Below are 20,674 nucleotides of genomic sequence, written 5' to 3'. Positions count from 1 at the left end.
TGGGTCGCGGCATTCCGGGAGGGGCCTTGTGCCCGTACGGTGTGCCCCTTCGCCCCCGTACGCTGGCCGGGGGCATCCGCGCGGTCCGCACACACCGCGCCGACGCCCTTCCCGTACGTATGAAGGAGATCCGCCGTGCTCGTGCTGTTGCCGCCCTCCGAAGGAAAGGCCGCCTCGGGGCGCGGGGCTCCGCTGAAGCCCGAGTCGCTGTCGCTGCCCGGTCTCGCCGGGGCGCGGGGCGAGGTGCTGGACGCGCTCGTGGAGCTGTGCGTGGCCGACGAGGAGAAGGCCCGCGAGGTGCTGGGGCTCAGCGAGGGGCTGCGGGGCGAGATCCCGAAGAACGCCGAGCTGCGGACTGCGGGCACCCGGCCGGCCGGGGAGCTGTACACCGGTGTCCTGTACGACGCGCTCGGGCTCGGGTCCCTCGACGCGTCCGCCCGCCGCCTCGCCGGGAAGTCACTGCTGGTGTTCTCGGGGCTGTGGGGCGCGGTGCGAGTGGGCGACCGGATTCCTCCGTACCGCTGCTCGATGGGGGTCAGGCTGCCGGGCCTCGGCGCGCTCGGGGCTTTCTGGCGTACGCCGATGGCGGAGGTGATGCCGGAGGCGGCGGGGGAGGGTCTCGTACTGGACCTGCGCTCGTCCGCGTACACGGCGGCGTGGAAGCCGAAGGGTGCGGTCGCGGAGCGGACGGCGAGCGTGCGGGTGCTGCAGTCGCAGATCGTGGACGGGGTCGAGAAGCGGTCGGTGGTCAGCCACTTCAACAAGGCGACCAAGGGCCGGATGGTGCGGGATTTGCTGCTCGCGGGGGCGCGGCCGGCCGGTCCGGCCGAGCTGGTGACGGTCCTGCGGGATCTGGGGTACGTCGTCGAGGCCGAGGCGCCCGCGCGGGCGGGGCGTCCGTGGCAGCTCGACGTGGTGGTCACGGAGATCCACTAGCCGTACGTTGCACCCTGCGCAACGCGCGTTGCGTCCTGTGGCGTGCACGGGCAGGATGGGCGCATGACCTCCTCCGTACTGGATCTCGCCCCCGTCGTGCCCGTCGTCGTCCTGGAGGACGCGGCCGACGCGGTGCCGCTCGCCCGGGCCCTGGTCGCGGGCGGGCTCCCGGCGATCGAGGTGACCCTGCGCACCGACGCCGCCCTGGACGCGATCCGGGCGATCGCGGCGGAGGTGCCGGGCGCGGTCGTCGGGGCCGGGACCGTGATCTCGGCGCGGAACGTCGAGGACACCGTGGCGGCGGGGGCCCGGTTCCTGGTCAGTCCGGGGTGGACGGATGCGCTGCTGGAGGCGATGAAGGGTTCCGGGCTGCCGTTCCTGCCCGGGGTCTCGACCACGTCCGAGGTGGTCGCGCTGCTGGAGCGCGGGGTCACCGAGATGAAGTTCTTCCCGGCCGAGGCGGCGGGCGGCACGGCCTGTCTGAAGGCTCTCTCCGCGCCGCTCCCCCAGGCCCGGTTCTGCCCGACGGGCGGCATCTCGGCTGCCTCCGCGCCCTCGTACCTGGCGCTGCCCAACGTCGGCTGCGTCGGCGGGAGCTGGATGGTCCCGGCGGACGCGGTGGCCGGCCGGGACTGGGACCGCGTGGCGCGCCTCGCCGCCGAGGCGGCGGCACTGGCCTGAACGGTGCGGTCGGGTACCGGTGCGCACCCGGCCCGAACCGCGCGGTGGAAGGCTCGTCCCGCATCTGGCCTGAACGGTGCGGTGCAGAAAACCCGGCGCACATCGCCGTGCATGCTCCCCGGCATCCGGGGCACGACCCTTGTAGGGGACGTAGCCCGCATGCCGGGTGACCCGGGTTCCGGCCGGTAATCCCCCGACCCGCCGGAACCGCCTCGGCCCCATCGGTCCTCCCCCCGACCGGTGGGGCCGAGTGCTGTCCCGGTGCTGTCAGCGCAGGTGGGACGTGTCGTTCAGCAGACGTACGGAGGCGTTGCCGTCCGCGTAGTACGCGACGGCCGAGACCGACGCCGCCGAGAGCTCCATCCGGAACAGCGCCTCCGGCGGGGCTCCCAGGGCCAGCCGCACCAGGGTCTTGATCGGTGTGACGTGCGTGACGACGAGGACCGTGCGGCCCGCGTACCGCGTGACCAGGGCGTCGCGGGCGACGGCCACCCGGCGGGCGACCTCCGCGAAGCTCTCGCCGCCGCCGGTGGGCGCCGCGTCCGGGGAGGCGAGCCAGGCGTCCAGGTCGGCCGCGTACCGCTCCTTGACCTCGCCGAACGTGAGCCCTTCCCAGGCGCCGAAGTCCGTCTCGCGCAGCCCGTCCTCGATCCGCACCTCCAGGCCGAGCCGGTCCGCGACCGCACCGGCCGTCTCGCGGCAGCGGCGCAGCGGCGAACTGACGATCTCCTGCACGGTGCCCCGGGCGGCGAAGGCGGCAGCAGCGCGCGCGGCCTGTTCGCGGCCGGCGGCGGAGAGCTCGGGGTCGGTGCCGCCGCTGCCGGAGAACCGCTTCTGCGGGGTGAGGGCCGTCTCGCCGTGCCGCAGCAGGACGAGCGTGGCGGGGGCGCCCAGGTCGGGCGCCGCACCCCAGCCCACCTGCGGGGTCACCGGGTCGGAGGCCGGCGGCGGGGCGGGGACGGCCGGGGTCGGCGCGGTCCGGGAGGCGCCGGGAACCTCGGTACCCGGCAGCGGTTCGGGCCCGGCGCCCGTCCGCTTCAGCGCCGCCCTCGCGCGGGCGGCGCCCGCCGCCGCGTCGCCGGGCGGGCCCTGGGTCGGGGGCAACGCGGCGGCGACCGGGGAGCGCGGGGTGTCCAGGGCGGCGGTGGAGGCCGAGGGATCCCATGGGACGCCGCGCCGGCCGGCGTCCATCGCCTCGTTGGCCAGCCGGTCCGCGTGCTTGTTCCGCTCGCGCGGGATCCACTCGTACGTGACGTCCGCGCCGGGCAGCACGCCCGCCGCCTCGGCCGCGAGGGGCTTCATGTCCGGGTGCTTGATCTTCCAGCGGCCCGACATCTGCTCGACGACCAGCTTGGAGTCCATCCGGACGTGCACCCGGACCCCGGTGCCCACCGGGCCGTCCGCGAGCAGCGCGCCCACCGCGCGGAGGCCGGCGACGAGGCCCTTGTACTCGGCGACGTTGTTGGTCGCGGTCCCGATGTACTCGGCGGCCTCGGCCAGCGTCTCGCCGGTGTCCGGGTCGATGACGACCGCGCCGTAGCCGGCGGCGCCCGGGTTGCCCCGGGAGCCGCCGTCGGCCTCGACGACGAAGCGGCGCGGCCGGTCCACTACAGGCCCGAGTCGGCGGTGCGGACCAGGATGCGGCGGCAGTTCTCGCAGCGCAGCACCGTGTCGGGGGACGCGGCCTTCACGTCGTTGATCTCGGTGATGTTGAGCTCCAGCCGGCAGCCCTCGCAGCGGCGCTGGTAGAGGCGGGCGGCGCCCACCCCGCCCTGCTGGGTGCGGAGCTTGTCGTACAGCTTCAGCAGGTCGGCGGGGACCGAACCGGCGACGACCTCGCGCTCCTTGGTGACGGTGGCGGCCTCGGCGTCGAGCTCCTGGGTGGCGGCGTCGCGGCGGGCGGTGGCGTCGTCGGCCTTGGCCTGGACTGCGGCGACCCGGTCGGTCAGCTCGGCGACCCGCTCCTGGGCGGACTCGCGGCGCTCCATGACCTCCAGGACGATGTCCTCCAGGTCGCCCTGGCGCTTGGCGAGGGAGGCGATCTCGCGCTGGAGGCTCTCCAGGTCCTTCGGCGAGGTGACCGCGCCGGAGTCCAGGCGCTGCTGGTCCCGGGCGGCGCGCTGGCGGACCTGGTCGACGTCCTGCTCCGCCTTGGTCTGCTCACGGGCGGTGTCGCTCTCCTCCGTGGTGGAGGCGACGAGCAGGTCGCGGAGCTGGGCGAGGTCGGCCGTCAGCGACTCGATCTCGGCGTGCTCGGGCAGGGACTTGCGGCGGTGCGCGAGCTGGGAGAGGCGCTGGTCGAGCGCCTGGACGTCGAGAAGTCGGATCTGGTCGGCGGGCGCGGCGTTCAGTTGGGGGCTCCAGAAGAGTGGTGGGCGGTCCAGGGGTCGGTGACCTGCTTCGAGACGTGGACCCGCAGGTCCCATCCGAGGCGGTCGGAAATCGCTTCGAGCTGTGCCGCGGCCTGCTCGCACCACGGCCACTCGGTGGCCCAGTGTGCGGCATCGACCAGGCCGAGCGGCGAGTGCTGGGTGGCCTCGGAGGCCGGGTGGTGGCGCAGGTCCGCGGTGAGGAAGGCGTCCACGCCGGCGGCGCGCACCGCGTCGAAGAGGCTGTCGCCCGATCCTCCGCTCACCGCGACGGTGCGCACGAGCGCGTCCGGGTCGCCGGCGAGGCGGATGCCCTGCGCGGTGGCGGGCAGCCGGGCGGCGGCGCGGGCGGCGAAGGCGCCCAGGGTCTCGGGGTGGTCGAGCACGCAGATCCGGCCGAGTCCGCGGCGCCCCGAGGGGTCCGCCGGGTCCGGTACGAGGGGGCGCTCGACGCGCAGGTCGAGGGCGGCGGCCAGGGCGTCGGAGACACCCGGGTCGGCGGTGTCGGCGTTGGTGTGGGCGACGTGCAGCGCGACGCCGTCCCGGATCAGCGTGTGGACGACGCGGCCCTTGAAGGTGTCCGCCGCGACCGTCGTCGTACCGCGCAGGTAGAGCGGGTGGTGGGTCACGATCAGGTGCGCCCCCAGCTCCTTCGCCTCGTCGGCGACCGCCTGGACGGGGTCGACGGCGAAGAGCACCCGGTGGATCTCGGCGTCCGGATCACCGCAGACGGTGCCGATCGCGTCCCAACCTTCGGCCCGCTCGGGCGGCCAGAGGGCGTCGAGCTCGGAGATGACATCAGACAGACGGGGCACGGAGGAAAGGCTACCTGCCCGCCGCGCCCCCGGGAGCCCCGGGAACGGGCCGCCCGGCGGCGGTCCGCCCCGAAGCACACCCGCCCGCGGCCCGACAACGAAATCCGGCCATCACCACCCTTATGTGTGAAGTGGGGAGGCTCGTGTTGTTCGGCTGGAAGTGCGAAAACTACCTTCGGTCGCCGGAGGTGATGAGTCGATGACTTCCTGTGCCATCGAGGACGGGACCACCACGGGTGACGACGAGCCGGCGGGGCCGGAGCCGGAGCCCGATCCGGGCGATCCCGCGGGAGCCGCGGAGACCGGCCAGGCGGAGGGTGCCCGAGCGCCGGTGGCCGTCGTGACGGCCACCCCTGGCGAAACGGTTTTGCCGCCCTTCGTGCTCACTGCCGACGGGGCGTACGGAGCCCGGCTCACCGCCGCACCGGTGCCCGGACCCGACACCGCCTGGTACGCCGAGCGCTGGACGCTCGACGGGCCCGAACCGTACGCCGTACCGCTGCCCACCGACCAGCCGGAGGAGGCGGAGGCGCAGCTGCTGCCGCTCGCCGACGGGCGGGTGCTGATCCGGCGCCGGGTCGCCGAGCGGCACACCTTCTCCCTGCTCTACCCGACCGGCCCCGGCACCGGCGAGCTGCTGCTCGGGGCCGTCGAGCGCGACGCCCTGGCCCTGCTGCCGCCCTCGCCGGACGGGGTGAGCGCGTACGCCCTCGCGGTCGGCGCGTACTCCACGGAGCTGTGGCGGGTGGCGGGCGGGGTGTCCGGGCCCGAGCACCTCGCGGACCTGCCGGGCCGCTGTTCCGGCGGGGTCTGGCTGGACCGGGCCGGCCGGCTCCTCGCCCTGGACCGGGAGCCCGCCGGGGGCGGCCCCGTGAAGACGGTCGCGGTGGACCTGGGCCGGGACGCCGAGATGACGCCGCTGCTCCAGATCGCGCCGGACAGCGACGACCGGCTGCTGCTCGCCGACCCGGACAGCGGGCTGCTGCTGATCCGCTCGGACGCGCCCGGCCACGACCGGCTCGGCTGGGGCGTCCTCGGCAGCTGCCTGCCGGTGCGCTTCCCGGAGTGCCTGCGCCTGCCCGGCTGCACGGTGACGCCGATCGCCGTGCAGCCGGGCCAGATGCTGATGCCGGAGAGCTGCGCGGTGGCCCTCGGGATCGACGGGGCGGCGGGCAGCTCGCTCGGGCTCTGGCGCCCGTCGGGCCGCCGGCTCCACCAGCTCGCGGCGCCCGTCGGCTGGCTCGCGGGCAGCGGGGTCTGGTCCCGGGACGGGGTGCTGAAACTCCCGTACGCCGACGGGGACACGGCGTGCGCGGTGGCGCTCCTGGAGATGCCGGAGGAGACGGAACCGGCGGGCGACGCAAGTGGTAGGCAACCTTCCGGCGCGCCGGTGAATCCTCCTGTGTGTACCCCGGTTCCCTTGGGGCAGGCGCCTCTCGTGGGGCGTACGGCCCCTGGCTAAGCTGGGGCGGGGCTCACGCAACCGTGCTTTCCGGTCACCGACCGTGGCCTTTCCCGGGACTGCGGCGGCGTGATGCTCCGGTCGACACACACGTAAGCGATCACAACGGGGTGACTTCCCACATGTCTGAAGCCCAGACCGACACGACCCAGACGTACCCGCCGGGGGCGGACGCGCAACGGGCCGACGCCGGCGGCTCCGGAAAGCACAGAGGGGGCGTGGCGGTGGACGACACGGCCGCGACACCGGCCGGCCGGCACCGCCGCCCCTCCGAGGAGGGCGGCGCGGCGGCGGCCTGACCGCCGTACGCCGGAAGGAAGAACGAGAAGGGGAGAAGCGGTGCCCCCGCCGCCGTGGCACGACCACGGCGGCGGGGGCACCGCTCTTTCCGGTCCCGGCGGCGATGACAAATGTCATGGCGGACCGCGTACACATGCCTCTGCCACGCCGCGCTCACGCTCCGTAACGTCGTAGGCATGACGCAGACAAGGGACGACGAGACGGCGGTGGTGTTCACCGGCGCGGTGAAGACCTTCGGGAGGGCCGGGCGGAGGGTACGCGCCGTCGACGGGATCGACGTGCGGATCGGCCGCGGCGAGACCGTGGCCCTGCTGGGCCGCAACGGGGCGGGCAAGTCCTCCACCATCTCGCTGCTGCTGGGGCTGAACGAGCCGGACGAGGGGACCGTGCGGGTCCTGGGCCGCTCCCCCGGCAAGGCTGTGCGGGCCGGGCTGGTCGGCGCCATGCTCCAGGAGGGGAAGCCGATACCGAAGGTGACCGTGCGCGAGCTGGTCTCCTTCGTCGCCTCCACCTATCCGCGCCCGCTGCCGGTCGCCGAGGCGCTGGTCCTGGCGGGGGTCTCGGAGTACGCGGACCGGCGCATCGACAAGCTCTCGGGGGGTCAGACCCAGCGCCTGCGGTTCGCCGTGGCGCTGGCGGGGAATCCCGAGCTGATCGTGCTGGACGAGCCGACCGCCGCGCTGGACGTGGAGGGGCGTCGCGCGTTCTGGGATTCGATGCGGGCCTACGCCCGGCGCGGCAACACGGTGCTCTTCTCCACGCACTACCTGGAGGAGGCCGACGAGAACGCGGACCGGATCGTCGTCATCGACCGGGGCCGGATCGTCGCGGACGGCAGCGGCGAGGCGATCAAGGACGCGGCCGGGCACAGCCAGGTCTCCTTCGACCTCGCGGGCCGCTCCACCGAGGGCCTGGACCGGCTGCCCGGTGTCGTCACCGTCGAGGTGACCGGGGACCGCGCGCTGCTGTGCACCGACGACTCGGACGCGACCGTCGTGGAGCTGGCCCGGCTCGGCCTGGTCCGGGGCCTCCAGGTCTCCCGGGCCACCCTGGAGACCGCCTTCCTCGCGCTCACCGCACCCGGCCGCGCCGCACTCGCGAAGACCGCGCACACCACCGAGAAGGAGACCGTCTGATGTTCCAGTACATCCTGCTCGAAATGCGCCGGACCCTGCGCGACGCCGGCTTCCTGATCTTCGGTACGGGGATGCCCGTGATGATGTACCTGATCTTCACCAACATCGGCTCCGACGACGGCGCCGACGGCTGGAAGACCGCCTCCATGGTCGGCATGGCCGCGTACGGGGCGCTCGGCTCGGCCATGTCGATAGGTACGGGCGTCGCGTCCGACAAGTCCCTCGGCTGGCTCCAGCAGTTGAGGATCACCCCGCTCGCCCCCTCGCACGCCGTGGTGGGCCGGGCGGTCAGCGGTTCGGTGACCGTGCTGCCGGTGGTCCTGACCGTGCTGCTGGCCGGCGCCCTGATCAACGGGGTGCGGATGGCGGCCTGGCAGTGGGCGGTGCTGGTCCTGGTGCTGTGGCTGGGCGCGCTCCCCTTCACCCTGCTCGGCCTGGGCAACGGCTACCGGCTCACCCCGCAGGGCACGGGTGTCGTCAACGTCGCCTGCCTGATGGGCTTCGGCGTCGTCGGCGGGCTGTGGTTCCCGTTGGAGATGCTGCCCGAGTGGCTGCGCTCGGTCGGCCGGTTCACGCCGGCCAACCGGTTCGCGGACCTGGGCTGGGCGACGACCCACGGACACGCTCCGGGCGCCACCACGCTGGTCGTGCTCGCCTCGTGGCTCCTGCTGTTCGGCGCGTACGCGGTGATCTCGTACCGTCGGTCCGCCAGGACCGTGTGACAGGAGCGAACATGCCGCGGAACGCACGACCGTCGTTCAGGGAGCGCCGCCGGCTGCGGCGGGAGGGCCGCAGGCCCGGACCGCCGTCGCCGTACGCCCTGCTGCCCTGGCTGCTGATGGGCCTGGGCGCCTTCTCCAACCTCTTCCAGGGCGAGACCTCCACTCCCTGGATCGCCGGCGCCGGCCTGCTGGCCTTCAACTCCCTCTACATCTCCGTGGTGTTCCGCGGTTTCGCCAAGGAGAAGCGCGAGAGCACGGTGACGTATGTGCTGCTCGGCGCGCTGGCCGCGGTCACCTTCGCCCTGGCCATCGCCTACGGCGGCAGCTGGCTGCTGTTCTTCCCGCTGCTCTCGCTGGCCGCGGGCACGGTCCTGCGCCACCGCTGGCTGGTGGCCGGGCTGCTGGGGCTCGCGGTGGCCGCGTGCGTGGTCGCGGTCTGGCGCGACGACAGCGCCTCGCCGCCGTGGACGCTGGGATACGGGACGTTCATCTCCGGGGCCGTGACGTCGGCGATCCTCAGGCTGGCGGAGACCGTGACGGAACTGCGCGCCACCCGGCAGGAGTTGGCACGGGCCGCCGTCGAGCGGGAGCGGCTGCGCTTCTCGCGGGACCTGCACGACCTGCTGGGCCACACGCTGTCGGTCATCGTGGTGAAGTCGGAGGCCGCGCGCCGGCTCGCCCCGCGCGACATGGACGCGGCGCTCACGCAGGTCGCCGACATCGAGTCCGTCGGGCGCCAGGCGCTCACCGAGATCCGCGAGGCCGTCACCGGCTACCGCGAGGGGAGCCTCGCCACCGAACTGGACCGGGCCAGGTCCGCGCTGACCGCCGCCGGGATCGAACCGGTCGTCCGGCGCTCCGGGCCGCCGCTGGCCCCGCAGGCCGAGGCGCTGCTGGGCTGGGTGGTGCGGGAGGCCGTCACCAACGTCGTACGCCACTCCACGGCGACGCGCTGCGTGTTCGAGGTCGGCGGCACCGGTGAGCAGGTCCGGCTGACGGTGACCGACGACGGCCGGGGCCGGCGCGAGGGCCCCGCTCCCACCCCGGGCATCGGCGGCACCGGTCTGAAGGGGCTCACCGAACGGCTCGCCGCTGCCGGGGGCTCCCTGGTGGCGGGCCCGGGCACGGACAGCGGCTTCGTGGTCACCGCCGAACTGCCGGTGGACGCGGGCGGCGGTGAGGAGGGCGACGGCGGCGGCGACGCGACGGCCCCGCCGGGAGCCGGGGAGGGACCGGACTGCTCGCCTACGCTGGGCCGGTGAACGAGATGCCACAGGAGCACCCACCGGCCACGTCCGTACGCGTTCTGCTCGCCGAGGACCAGGGGATGATGCGCGGCGCGCTCGCCCTGCTGCTCGGTCTGGAGCCGGACATCGAGGTGGTGGCCCAGGTCGGCGCGGGCGACGAGATCGTGGCGGCGGCGCTGGCGTCCCGGCCGGACGTGGCGCTGCTGGACATCGAACTGCCGGGGCGCAGCGGGCTGGACGCGGCGGCGGACCTGCGCGAGGAGGTGCCGGACTGCCGGGTGCTGATCCTGACCACCTTCGGCCGGCCGGGCTATCTGCGCCGGGCGATGGAGGCCGGGGCGGCGGGCTTCCTGGTGAAGGACGGCCCGGTGGAGGAGCTGGCCGAGGCGATCCGCCGGGTGCTGGCCGGGGAGACGGTGGTCGATCCGGCGCTGGCGGCCGCCGCGCTGAGCTCGGGGCCGAGTCCGCTGACGGCGCGTGAGCGGGACGCGCTGGTCGCGTCGGCGGACGGGGCGACGGTCGCCGACATCGCCGCGAAGCTGCATCTGTCGGAGTCGACGGTCCGCAACTACCTGTCGTCGGCGATCGGCAAGACGGGCACCCGCAACCGCATGGAGGCGGTCCGCGCGGCCCGTCAGCAGGGCTGGCTCTGACCACGCTCCGTCCATACCCGTCACCGACCCTTAGGGGCCCTGCCGCTTCATGTCGTCCCGCATACCCGCGCCCCGGCGCACTCCTCCGCTCTGGCTCGTACCGGCACTCTGGACCCTGGGCCTCGGGCTCTGGGGGCTCTCGCGGCAGGGCAGCCTGTGGCGGGACGAGGCCGCGACCTGGCAGGTGGCGCTGCGGTCCACCGCCGGCATACGGACCATGCTGGCCAACGTCGACGCGGTCCACGGGGTCTACTACCTGCTGATGCACGGCCTGTTCGACTGGTTCGGGCCGACGACCACGACCCTGCGGCTGCCGTCCGTGCTGGCCATGGCGGTGGCGGCGGCCTGTGTGACCGTCACCGGCGAGCAGTTGGGCGGGCGCGGGGCGGGCCTGGGCGCCGGGATGGTCCTCGGCCTGCTGCCCGCCGTGCAGTTCTACTTCCAGGAGGGGCGCCCGTACGCGCTGGTCGCGGGCGGGGCCGGGGTCTCGACGCTGCTGCTGGTGACGCTGCTCCGGCGGCCCGGCCGGTGGGGGCGCTGGGCGGCGTACGCGGGCACGGTCCTGCTCGGCGCGCTGCTGAACTGGCTCTCGCTGCTGATCCTGCCCGCGCACGCGGCGACCCTGGCGTGGAGCGGGGCCGGGCGGGGGGTGTGGGCGCGCTGGACGGCGGCGTCGGCGGCGGCCGTCGCGGGGGCGCTGCCGCTGATCCTGTACACCGCGCGCCAGTCGGAGCAGGTGTCCTGGATACCGCCGCTGACCTGGCACATGCTGATCGGCCCCGCGGTGCTGCTGGCGGTCGGCGGCCTCGGGGCGCTGGCGGACCGGCCGGGTGCGGGGCGGCTGTCCCTGGCGTCGGTCGGGCTGCCGCTGCTGGCAGTTCCCCAGCTGGGCCTGGTCGTGCTGTCGCTGTTCAAGCCGCTGTTCCTGGACCGGTACGTGCTGTTCAGCATGCTGGGCCTGGCGCTGCTGGCGGGGGCGGCGTGCGCAGCGGCGGTTCGGGCGGCGGCGCCGCGGTTCCCGAGGGCGTCGAGGTGGCTCGTGCCGGTGCTGCTTGCGGGCGCGGTGGCGGCCCTGTTGCCGCAGTCACTGGCCAAGCGGGCGCCGTCGAGCCGGGTGGACGACGTGCTGGCCGTCACGGCGGACGTGCGGCGGCTGAAGGAGCCGGGCATGGCGGTGGTCTTCCTGCCGTCCGCCCGGCGCGACACGGCCCTGGTCTCGCCCGGGGCGTTCGCGGGGCTGCGGGACATCGCGCTGGACCGGGGCCCGCTCGCGACCGGCACGCTGAACGGGGTGGAGGCGGAGCCGGCCCGGATAAGGGCCGCGATGCTGGCGGAGCCGCGGATACTGCTGGTCACGGACACCCCGGAGGCAGCCCGGCCGGAGGCGGAACGGCGCGAGAAGGTGAAGGCCGCAGTGCTGCGGGACCACTTCAGCGTGATCGCGGACGAGCGGGCGCGGGGGCGTCGGGTGACGCTGTACGAACGGAAGTGATCAGCGGCGCCCGGTGGCGCGGGAGCCACAGCAGCATCACGAGCAGGCCGCCGAGCAGGACGCCGCCCGCCGTGCGGAAGGCCAGCGCGTAGCCGGCGGTCAGGGCGGCCGGGTCCGCCACGTCACCGGTGCGGGCCGCGGCGACCGTGGAGAGCACGGCGAGTCCGAGCGCGCCGCCCATGGTGCGGGAGGTGTTGACCAGGCCCGAGACGAGACCCGCCTCCCCCGGTGCCGCTCCCGATGTGGCCAGCGAGGCGAGCGGGGTGGAGGCGAGCCCGGCACCGGCCATCATGAGCACGCCGGGCAGGCAGACCGCGGTGAGGTAGGAGCCGTGCACGGTCATCGTGGACTGCCAGCCGAAGCCGGCCGCCGCGACGACGGTGCCGATGAGCGCGAGGTTCTTCGCCCCGACGCGGGCCATCAGCCGGGGCGCGCTCTTGGAGCCGATGACGACGGCGAGCGAGGACGGCATCAGGGCGAGCCCGGCCTGCAGCGCGCTGTAGTCCAGGACGTTCTGCGCGTACACCGTCATGAAGTACCACATCGAGAACGTGGCGGAGCCGATCACCAGCATCGCGACGTTCGCGGAGGCCACCGCCCGCGCCCCGAGCACGCGCAGCGGCATCAGGGGCCGTGCGGTGCGGGTCTCGACGAGGACGAACAGGGCGAGCAGCGCGGGCCCGCCCAGCAGCGGCACCAGGGTCGCGGTCGCCGTCCACCCCGCCTCCTCGGTCTGCACGATCCCGTACGCGACGGAGGCGAGGCCGGCCGTGACGAGGACGGCGCCCAGGAGGTCGATGCGGCTGCGGCCGTCCGTACGGCCCTCGGCGAGCCGGAGGGCGGCGCCGGCCAGCACGAGCACGCCGACGGGCACGTTGATCAGCAGCACCCAGCGCCAGGACAGCGCGTCGGTGAGCACCCCGCCCACCAGGCCGCCGGCCGCGCCGCCGCCCGCGCCGACCGCCATCCAGGTGCCGATGGCCTTCGCGCGGGCAGCGCCCTCGGGGACGGCGGCGGTGAGCAGGGTGAGGGTGGCCGGGGCGAGGACGGCCGCGCCGAGGCCCTGCGCGGCGCGGGCGGCGAGGAGCTGCCAGCCCTCCTGGGCGAGCCCGCCGGCCAGTGAGGCGGCGGTGAACAGGCCGAGGCCGACGAGGAACATCCGCTTGCGGCCGTAGAGGTCGGCGGCCCGCCCGCCGAGCAGCATGAACCCGGCGAACGCGATCGAGTACGCGTTGAGCACCCACTGCAGCCCGATGGCACTCAGCCCCAGGTCGGCGCGCATGGAGGGGAGGGCGACGTTGACGACGGACACGTCGAGCACCACGAGGAACTGCCCGACGCAGGCGGCGAGGACCACCGCCCAGGTGCGGGTCCTGGTGCGTCCGGAGGGCGGTGCGGGTGTGGAGGCGTCAACCATGGGTGTCATACTCGCAGCCGCCGAGTGCCCCGTACATCGGTTTCCGGGTCCGGTCGGTCTCGGTCCAGCGGCGTAGGACCGGCGCTCGATCTGACGAAGCGTCACCCCCTTTCCGCGCGCGCCCCGCGCGCGGCCGCGGCCCGTTCGCACCCCGTGCACCGGAATACGCCGTAGCCGAAGAAGGTTCACCCTGCACAGACTTGGCGGTCGGCGCTGCCCTCGGCGCCGGCCGCACGACCGTATCGCCCCATTTCGCCCTGCTGCCCGGAGGCCGCACGCATGCCACAGACGACGTACGAAAAGCCCGCCGCGGAGCTTCCCGATCCGCGCGCGAAGGCGGGCCGGGGGATCGTCCCCGTGCTCGCCTTCGCGGGTATCACCGTCGCCGTGATGCAGACCCTGCTCGTCCCCGTCATCAAGGATCTGCCCGCCCTTCTGCACACCGATCCGTCGAACGCCACCTGGGTGATGACCGCCACCCTGCTCGCCGGAGCCGTCGCCACCCCGATCATGGGGCGGCTCGGAGACCTGTACGGCAAGCGCGGGATGCTGCTGGCCAGCCTCGCCGTGATGGTCGTCGGCTCCCTGATATGCGCCTTCACCGACGACCTCGTGGTCATGATCGTGGGCCGCGCCCTCCAGGGCTTCGCGATGGGCGCGATCCCGCTGGGCATCGGCATCATGCGCGACGAGCTGCCGCGCGAGAAGCTCGGTTCGGCGATGGCGCTGATGAGTTCCTCGATCGGGGTGGGCGGCGGACTCGCGCTGCCGGCCGCCGCGCTCGTCGCCCAGCACACCGACTGGCACGCCCTCTTCTTCGGCTCGGCCGGGCTCGGCGTGCTGGCCATGGCGCTGACCGTGTTCGCCGTCCCCGAGACCTCGCTGCGCGCGCCCGGCCGCTTCGACACCGTCGGCGCGCTCGGGCTCTCGCTCGGCCTGGTGCTCCTGCTGCTGCCCATCACCAAGGGATCCGACTGGGGCTGGACCTCGCCGACCACGCTCGGCCTGGTCGCCGCCTCGCTGGTCGTGCTGGTGCTGTGGGGCCTGTTCGAACTGCGCAGCGACGCCCCGCTGGTCGACCTGCGGACCACGGCCCGCCGCGAGGTGCTGCTGACCAACCTGACCTCGATCATGGTCGGCGTCGCCTTCTACGCCGTCTCGCTCGTCCTGCCCCAGCTGCTCCAGCTGCCCACCTCCACCGGCTACGGCCTCGGCCAGTCGATGGTGGTCGCCGGGCTCTGCGTGGCCCCGCTCGGCCTGACGATGATGTTCGTCGCCCCGCTGTACGCCCGGATCTCCGCCCGCAAGGGCCCGAAGGTCTCCCTGATGCTCGGCATGCTGGTCATCGCGATCGGCTACGGGGCCGGGCTCGGCCTGATGAGCGCCGCCTGGCAGACCGTGATCATCGCCGTGCTCCTCGGCGCCGGCATCGGGCTCGCCTACTCCTCGCTGCCCGCCCTGATCATCGGGGCCGTCGACGCCTCCGAGACGGGCGCGGCGAACGGGCTGAACACCCTGATGCGCTCCATCGGCACCTCGGTCTCCAGCGCGGTCATCGGCATGGTCCTGGCCCACACCTCCACCCGGATGGGCCCGGTCACGGTGCCGACCATGCACGGCTTCCGCATCTCGTTCCTCATCGCGACGGGCGCGGTGATCGCCGGCCTCGTCCTGGCCTCGTTCCTGCCGTCCCGGCGCACGGCCACCGCGCCGGTGCTCCTGGCCAGCAGCGAGGGCGACGCGGCGGCCCGGCGCACCGCCGCCGAGGACGTCGAACCGCTCCCGCTGCCCGGCCCCGAGGGCTTCCGCGGCCGGGTGCTGGACACGGACGGGGCCCCTGTCAACGCGGCCAATGTGACCCTGATCGACCGGCAGGGCCGGCAGGCGGGGCTCACCACCACGGACACGTGGGGCCGCTGGGCGCTCGCCGCGCCGGAGGCCGGCACGTACGTCCTGGCCGCGTCCGCCGCGGGGCACGCGCCGCGCGCCTGCCCGGCGAAGGGCGGCCCCGCGGTCACCGACCTCGTGCTGGGTGCCGTCGGCGCGCCGGAGCGTCGAACCGCGGTTCCGTCGTGAGCAGGTAGGACACGTCCGTCCCCGCCGGCAGCTCCCGGGGCGCCGCGCCCCGCGTGAACAGCCGGGCGGGGCGGGCGCCCTCGACCCGGGCCGCCCCGCCCCCGACGCGCAGCCAGGAGCCCTCGCGCAGGCCGAGGACCGGGACGTCGTTCTCCTCCAGGAACTCGGTGAGCCGCTCCTCGCGGGTCTCGCCCTTGTGGGTGCTGGCCGGGTCCGGGTCCAGGTAGTGCGGGTTGATCTGGAAGGGCACGAGGCCCAGGGTCTCGAAGGACGGCGGCTGCACGATGGGCATGTCGTTGGTGGTGCGCAGGGTGGGCGCCGCCATGTTGGTCCCGGCGCTGGCGCCCATGTACGGCAGGCCGCCGCGCACGGCGCCCGCCACGGCCTCGCGCAGCCCGGTCCGGTGGAGCGCGCTCAGCAGCCGGAAGGAGTTGCCGCCGCCGATGAACACGGCGTCGGCGGCCGCCAGCGCGGCGACCGGGTCGGTGTGCTCGTGGACGCCGTGGACGGCGATGCCGGCCGGTTCCAGGGCGCCGCGGACGCGTGCGGTGTACGTGTCGTGGTCGGCGAGCGCGTACGGCACGAAGGCGAGCCGGGCGCCGCCGGGCAGGAACGCGGTGACGGTGTCCAGGGCGTGTTCCAGGTAACCGCAGCCGTGCTGGGTGGAGTTGGAGAGCAGGAGCAGATTCACGGGGTACTTCCTCGGAGGTTGATCGGTCAGGCCGTGGGGGTGCGGCGGGCCTTGGGCTTCGGTCGCTGCGGCGGGTGGGTGAGGCGCTTCTCCAGGAGGGCGGCGGCGTGCCGCAGCGCTTCGAGGCGGTTCTCGGGCGCGCCCTCGAACCGCTCCTCGGCGCCGCCCAGGCTGAGGCTCCCGTACGGTTCGCGGCCCAGGAAGACGGGTACGGCGACGGTCGCGATGCCGGTGTCGTACTCGCCGACCGTCCAGGCGTACCCCTGGGCGCGGACCTTGAGCAGCTCCTGCTCCAGCGCGTCCGGGTCGGTGACGGTCCGGTCGGTGAAGCGGGCCATCGGGCGGCCCCGGAAGAGCCGGTGGCGCTGCTCGTCGGGCAGGTAGGCGTAGAAGGACTTGGACGTGGCCCCGGCGTGCGCCGGGTAGAGCTCGCCGACGAGCGGGTAGTAGCGCAGCGGTCCCGCCTCGCCCTCCTCGGCGGCCACGCACCGCATGTGGAAGCTGTCGGGCAGGCAGAACAGCACGGTGTCGCCGGTGACCCGGCGCAGCTCCTCCAGGACCGGTCCGGCCAGCAGCTCCAGTGATCCCGAGCGCTCCCAGAGACGGCCCAGGCGCAGCACGGCCGGGCCGATGCGGTAGCGGCGGGTGGCGGGGTCGGAGACCAGGAAGCCGCGCCCCGCGAGGGTGGCGAGCAACCGCTGGGCGACGGAGGTGTCCCAGCCGAACTCCGCAGCGACCTCGGTCACGCCCCAGTCGGGCCGGGTCCGCTCGAACGCGAGGAGCACGAGCAGCGCCCGGTCCACGGTCTGGAGGGCTCCGGCGGGGGTGCGCCGGTCCACGTCGAACTCCGCCATAGCCATCTCACCATTCAGACCGGAATTGCAGATAACGGGAAATCATTGCGCTCAACGCTATCCGATCCCGAATCTGCTCTCAGCACCCCGTCCGGAGCCTCTGCTCCCTGGCGGGCTCCGGACGGGTGTGACGGATGCGCGAGAAAGGCCCCCCATGTTGAAGTACGTACTGGACCTCGTCGAGCTGCTCGACGACCCCCAGGCCAATGGCAAGACGGTCGCCGAGTACCTGGACGCCGCGGCGGGGGCCGCCGGCTCGTCCGCCGAGGTCACCACGGTCGCCGGCGAGCGGGGCTCGACGGACTTCGTGTCGGTCCGCATCCCCGGTTCCCGGGGGCGTACGGCCGGGGGCGACGCCCGCACCCTGGGCGTCGTCGGCCGGCTCGGCGGCATCGGCGCCCGGCCCGAGGTGACCGGCCTGGTCTCCGACGCGGACGGGGCCGTCTCGGCGCTCGCCGCCGCCGCCAAGCTGCTCGACATGCGCCGCCGGGGCGATGTGCTGCCCGGTGACGTGGTCATCGCGACCCACATCTGCCCGGACGCCCCGACCGAGCCGCACGACCCGGTGCCGTTCATGGGGTCGCCAGTGGACATCGCCACGATGAACCGCCACGAGGTGACCGGCGAGATGGAGGCCGTGCTCTCCATCGACACCACCAAGGGCAACCGCATCATCAACCACAAGGGCCTCGCCCTGTCGCCCACCGTCAAGGAGGGCTGGGTGCTCCGCGTCAACGAGCAGCTGGGGGAGCTGCTGGCCGTGGTGACCGGTGAGCCGTTGGTCACGTACCCGGTGACCACTCAGGACATCACCCCGTACGGTAATGGTGCACACCACATCAATTCGATCCTCCAGCCCTCCACCGCGACGGCGGCCCCCGTGATCGGCCTGGCCATCACCTCGGCCGCGGCGGTGCCCGGCTGCGGGACGGGCGCGAGTCACGAGAGCGACATCGCGTCCGCCGCCCGTTACGCCGTCGAGGTCGCCAAGGGCTACGGCGACGGCCGGCTGGACTTCCACGACGCGGTGGAGTTCGAGAACCTCGTCAGCCGCTACGGCTCGCTGACCCACCTGCAGACCTTCGGCCGTACCCCCCAGGAGTCCTGATGGCAGCCACCCCGCAGTCCGGTGCCGTGGCGTCCGCGCCCAAGAGCATCGGCAGCGACGACTACTCGCTCTCGCGCGTCCCGCGTGACCAGCGGTTCGGCTTCTGGTCGATGCTCCTCCAGTGGCTGGCCCAGTCCGGTTCGATCTCTCAGTTCACGCTCGGCGCCACCATCGGTGTCGGGATGACCTTCGGCGACGCGTTCCTGGCGTTCACGCTGGGCGCGGTGATCCTGGAGGTGGTGATCTTCGCGATCGGCCTGGCCGGGATGCGCGAAGGTCTCGCCACCCCGATGCTCACCCGCTGGGTGGGCTTCGGCCGCAACGGCTCGGCGCTGGTCAGCTTCGTGATCGCGGTCAGCCTGGTCGGCTGGTTCGGCGTCCAGAACAAGATCTTCGGTGACAGCGTCTCGGCGCTGGTCGGCGGCCCGGCCTGGATTTGGTGCGTGCTCGCGGGCATCGCCATCACCGCGCTGGTGATCTTCGGCTTCAAGTACATGGCGAACTTCGCGAAGATCGTCACCCCACTGTTCTTCGCGATGGTCGCCTTCTCGGTGATCCGGACCCTGAACGACCACTCGTTCGGCGACCTGGTCCACTCACCGCCGCCGGGCGACACGATCCCGCTGGCCGTCGCCGCCACCGCCATCGCGGGCGGCTACATGACGGGCGCGATCGTCTCCCCGGAGATGACCCGCTACAACCGCAAGGGCTCGCACGTCTTCCTGCAGAGCGCCTCGTCGATGATCCTCTCCGAGTACATCGTCGGCCTGACCGGCGTGCTCCTGGGCCACCTGGTCAAGAGCAACGAGGTCTCGCACATCGTGCTCTCCACCTCCGGCGCGTTCGGCGTGCTCGTCGTCCTGATGTCCACGGCGAAGATCAACGACTGGAACCTGTACGGCTCCTCGCTCGGCGTCGTCAACTTCTTCCAGGTCGTCTTCGGCAAGCGCGTCCACCGCGGCGCGGTCACCATCGTCCTCGGCATCGCGGGCACGGTCCTGTCGGCCGTCGGGATCATGAGCCACTTCACCGAGTTCCTGACGATCCTCGGTGTCGCCATCCCGCCCATCGGCGGCATCATCGTCGCCGAGTACTGGGTCGTGAAGCGGATGCGCAAGCCTCTCGACGAGACCCGGGAGGCCCAGACCCTGCCGGCGCACTCCCCGACCTGGGTGCCGATGTCGATCGCCATCTGGATCGCCGCGTTCTGCGTCGGCAAGTTCTACGACGGCGGCATCCCGGCCCTGAACTCGCTGGCCACCGCCTTCGTCCTGTACAGCGCCCTGGGCCTGCTGGGCTGGATCAAGCCCTACGGCACCTCCGTCCTCGCCGACGAGCAGGACGACCCGGCCCCGGACGCCCGCACCACCACCCCCGTGGGAGCAGCATGAACACCGCACCCGGCACCGCACCCGTCCCGGCCTCCGACGAGGCCCAGGACGAGGTCGTCACCCTCTGCGCCGAGCTGATCAGGTTCGACACCTCCAACCCGACGAGCACCGAGCGCGCGAGCGCCGAGTGGGTGGTGGCCCGCCTGGCCGAGGTGGGCATCGGCTCCGAGCTGGTCGAGTCGGCGCCCGGCCGCGCCAGCGTCATCGCCCGGATCGCCGGCCACGATCCCGAGCGCGGCGCCCTGCTGGTGCACGGCCACCTGGACGTGGTCCCGGCGGACGCCTCCGAGTGGCAGGTGCCGCCCTTCTCCGGCGAGATCCGCGACGGCTACCTCTGGGGCCGGGGCGCGATCGACATGAAGGACACCGTGGCGGTGATGCTCGCCACCGCCCGGCACTTCGCCCGCACCGGCACGAAGCCCTCGCGCGACCTGGTCCTCGCCTTCCTCGCGGACGAGGAGGCGGGCGGCAAGTTCGGCGCCCACTGGCTCGTCGAGCACCGCCCGGAGCTGTTCGCCGGGGTCACCGAGGCGATCGGGGAGGGCGGCGGGTTCTCCTTCGCGATCGACGACACCCGGCGCCTCTACCCGATCGAGAACGCCCAGCGCGGCATGGCCTGGATGGAGCTGACCGCCACCGGCCGGGCCGGCCACGGCTCCTCCCCCAACGACGAGAACGCGGTCACCGACCTCGCGGAGTCGCTGACCCGGATCGGCCGCGAGACCTTCCCCGTCCGGCTGATCGAGCCGGTCCGCGCGCTGCTCCAGGAGGCCGCCCGGCTCTACGGCGTCGACTTCGACGAGGACGACATCGAAGGCAGCCTCGCCCGGCTCGGCCCGGTCGCCGACTTCATGCAGGTGGTCCTGCGCAACTCGGCGAACCCGACGATGTTCAGCGCCGGTTACCAGACCAACGTGATCCCGGGGAAGGCGACCGCCCGGGTGGACGGCCGCTTCCTGCCCGGCCACGAGCAGGAGCTGATCGACACCATCGACCGGCTGCTGCTGCCCTCGGTGAGCCGGGAGTGGGTCAACCACGACATCGCCATGGAGACCACGTTCGACGGCCCGCTCGTCGACGCCATGTGCGCGGCGGTGCGCGCCGAGGACCCGGACGGCCACCCGGTGCCGTACTGCAACCCCGGCGGCACGGACGCCAAGGCGTTCACGCACCTGGGCATCCGCTGCTTCGGCTTCAAGGGCCTGAAGCTCCCGCACGACCTGGACTACGGCCGCCTCTTCCACGGCGTGGACGAGCGCGTCCCGCTGGAGGGCCTGCGCTTCGGCGTCCGCGTCATGACCCGCCTCTGGCAGAGCTGCTGACC

General features: G+C 73.6%; 19 protein-coding genes. 13 read left to right on the top strand and 6 right to left on the bottom strand.

The genetic code is table 11. From position 1 onward, the window contains the following. Positions 1–135 precede the first annotated feature (135 nt). Positions 136–936 (top strand): peroxide stress protein YaaA, encoded by an 801-nt coding sequence (yaaA, locus tag BLW14_RS22780; protein WP_093709046.1) that lies wholly within the window; start codon positions 136–138, stop codon positions 934–936. A gap of 63 nt (positions 937–999) precedes the next feature. After that, positions 1,000–1,617 (top strand): bifunctional 4-hydroxy-2-oxoglutarate aldolase/2-dehydro-3-deoxy-phosphogluconate aldolase, encoded by a 618-nt coding sequence (gene eda, locus BLW14_RS22775; RefSeq protein WP_093709045.1) that lies wholly within the window; start codon positions 1,000–1,002, stop codon positions 1,615–1,617. Between the two features lie 267 nt (positions 1,618–1,884). On the opposite strand, the gene BLW14_RS22770 is transcribed toward eda, so the two are convergent. The 3 genes from BLW14_RS22770 to BLW14_RS22760 are packed head-to-tail and all read right to left on the bottom strand — an operon-like array spanning position 1,885 to position 4,801. Beyond that, positions 1,885–3,225, bottom strand: coding sequence for a bifunctional RNase H/acid phosphatase (locus BLW14_RS22770; RefSeq protein ID WP_093709044.1), 1,341 nt, complete (start codon positions 3,223–3,225; stop codon positions 1,885–1,887). After that, positions 3,225–3,968 (bottom strand): zinc ribbon domain-containing protein, encoded by a 744-nt coding sequence (locus tag BLW14_RS22765; protein ID WP_218137701.1) that lies wholly within the window; start codon positions 3,966–3,968, stop codon positions 3,225–3,227. The genes BLW14_RS22770 and BLW14_RS22765 overlap by 1 nt, the downstream gene beginning before the upstream one ends. Next, on the bottom strand, positions 3,965–4,801 hold the full coding sequence (locus BLW14_RS22760; RefSeq protein ID WP_093709042.1) for a Nif3-like dinuclear metal center hexameric protein: 837 nt from the start codon (positions 4,799–4,801) through the stop codon (positions 3,965–3,967). The genes BLW14_RS22765 and BLW14_RS22760 overlap by 4 nt, the downstream gene beginning before the upstream one ends. Positions 4,802–5,000: 199 nt before the next feature. On the opposite strand from BLW14_RS22760, the gene BLW14_RS22755 reads away from it, so the two are divergent. The 7 genes from BLW14_RS22755 (at position 5,001) to BLW14_RS22730 (ending at position 11,813) form a co-directional block, all read left to right on the top strand. Next, positions 5,001–6,263: a hypothetical protein gene (locus tag BLW14_RS22755; RefSeq protein WP_093709041.1), complete on the top strand. Its 1,263-nt coding sequence runs from the start codon at positions 5,001–5,003 to the stop codon at positions 6,261–6,263. A 122-nt stretch (positions 6,264–6,385) separates the two neighbouring features. Continuing rightward, a complete protein-coding gene (locus BLW14_RS34585) occupies positions 6,386–6,562 on the top strand; it encodes a hypothetical protein (RefSeq protein WP_177154066.1) in 177 nt (58 codons plus the stop codon). Between the two features lie 207 nt (positions 6,563–6,769). Beyond that, positions 6,770–7,699, top strand: a complete 930-nt coding sequence (locus BLW14_RS22750) for an ABC transporter ATP-binding protein (RefSeq protein WP_093709040.1) — start codon at positions 6,770–6,772, stop codon at positions 7,697–7,699. Next, positions 7,699–8,421 carry an ABC transporter permease gene (locus BLW14_RS22745; RefSeq protein WP_093709039.1) on the top strand — a complete coding sequence of 241 codons (723 nt, stop codon included), beginning with the start codon at positions 7,699–7,701 and terminating at the stop codon, positions 8,419–8,421. The genes BLW14_RS22750 and BLW14_RS22745 overlap by 1 nt, the downstream gene beginning before the upstream one ends. Positions 8,422–8,432: 11 nt before the next feature. Next, positions 8,433–9,683, top strand: a complete 1,251-nt coding sequence (locus BLW14_RS22740; RefSeq protein ID WP_093709038.1) for a sensor histidine kinase — start codon at positions 8,433–8,435, stop codon at positions 9,681–9,683. A 5-nt stretch (positions 9,684–9,688) separates the two neighbouring features. Further along, positions 9,689–10,321 (top strand): response regulator transcription factor, encoded by a 633-nt coding sequence (locus BLW14_RS22735; RefSeq protein WP_093710821.1) that lies wholly within the window; start codon positions 9,689–9,691, stop codon positions 10,319–10,321. 49 nt (positions 10,322–10,370) lie between these two features. Continuing rightward, positions 10,371–11,813 (top strand): hypothetical protein, encoded by a 1,443-nt coding sequence (locus BLW14_RS22730; protein ID WP_093709037.1) that lies wholly within the window; start codon positions 10,371–10,373, stop codon positions 11,811–11,813. On the opposite strand, the gene BLW14_RS22725 is transcribed toward BLW14_RS22730, so the two are convergent. Beyond that, positions 11,752–13,239 carry an MFS transporter gene (locus BLW14_RS22725; protein WP_177154065.1) on the bottom strand — a complete coding sequence of 496 codons (1,488 nt, stop codon included), beginning with the start codon at positions 13,237–13,239 and terminating at the stop codon, positions 11,752–11,754. The two genes, BLW14_RS22730 and BLW14_RS22725, sit on opposite strands and share 62 nt — an antisense overlap. A 270-nt stretch (positions 13,240–13,509) precedes the next feature. Between BLW14_RS22725 and BLW14_RS22720 the strand changes: the two genes are divergently transcribed. Continuing rightward, on the top strand, positions 13,510–15,306 hold the full coding sequence (locus BLW14_RS22720) for an MFS transporter (RefSeq protein WP_093709035.1): 1,797 nt from the start codon (positions 13,510–13,512) through the stop codon (positions 15,304–15,306). Here the strand turns inward: BLW14_RS22720 and pepE are convergent. Both pepE and BLW14_RS22710 read right to left on the bottom strand, forming a co-directional pair. Further along, positions 15,245–15,997: a dipeptidase PepE gene (gene pepE, locus BLW14_RS22715; RefSeq protein ID WP_093709034.1), complete on the bottom strand. Its 753-nt coding sequence runs from the start codon at positions 15,995–15,997 to the stop codon at positions 15,245–15,247. The two genes, BLW14_RS22720 and pepE, sit on opposite strands and share 62 nt — an antisense overlap. Before the next feature lie 26 nt (positions 15,998–16,023). Beyond that, positions 16,024–16,857 (bottom strand): IclR family transcriptional regulator, encoded by an 834-nt coding sequence (locus BLW14_RS22710; protein ID WP_093709033.1) that lies wholly within the window; start codon positions 16,855–16,857, stop codon positions 16,024–16,026. 148 nt (positions 16,858–17,005) lie between these two features. Between BLW14_RS22710 and BLW14_RS22705 the strand changes: the two genes are divergently transcribed. The 3 genes from BLW14_RS22705 to BLW14_RS22695 are packed head-to-tail and all read left to right on the top strand — an operon-like array spanning position 17,006 to position 20,672. Continuing rightward, positions 17,006–17,959, top strand: a complete 954-nt coding sequence (locus tag BLW14_RS22705) for a DUF1177 domain-containing protein (protein ID WP_018518460.1) — start codon at positions 17,006–17,008, stop codon at positions 17,957–17,959. Continuing rightward, entirely contained in the window at positions 17,959–19,350 is a 1,392-nt protein-coding gene (locus tag BLW14_RS22700) for a cytosine permease (protein ID WP_093709032.1), read from the top strand. Before BLW14_RS22705 ends, BLW14_RS22700 begins: the two co-directional genes overlap by 1 nt. Next, positions 19,347–20,672, top strand: coding sequence for a M20/M25/M40 family metallo-hydrolase (locus tag BLW14_RS22695; RefSeq protein ID WP_093709031.1), 1,326 nt, complete (start codon positions 19,347–19,349; stop codon positions 20,670–20,672). The genes BLW14_RS22700 and BLW14_RS22695 overlap by 4 nt, the downstream gene beginning before the upstream one ends. Positions 20,673–20,674 lie beyond the last annotated feature (2 nt).

The sequence above is a fragment of the Streptomyces sp. 2131.1 genome (genome assembly GCF_900105515.1).
In the GTDB taxonomy this organism is placed as follows: Bacteria; Actinomycetota; Actinomycetes; order Streptomycetales; family Streptomycetaceae; genus Streptomyces; species Streptomyces drozdowiczii.
Note: the sequence above shows the minus strand (reverse complement) of the source record. Positions and strands in the feature narration are given on the sequence as shown.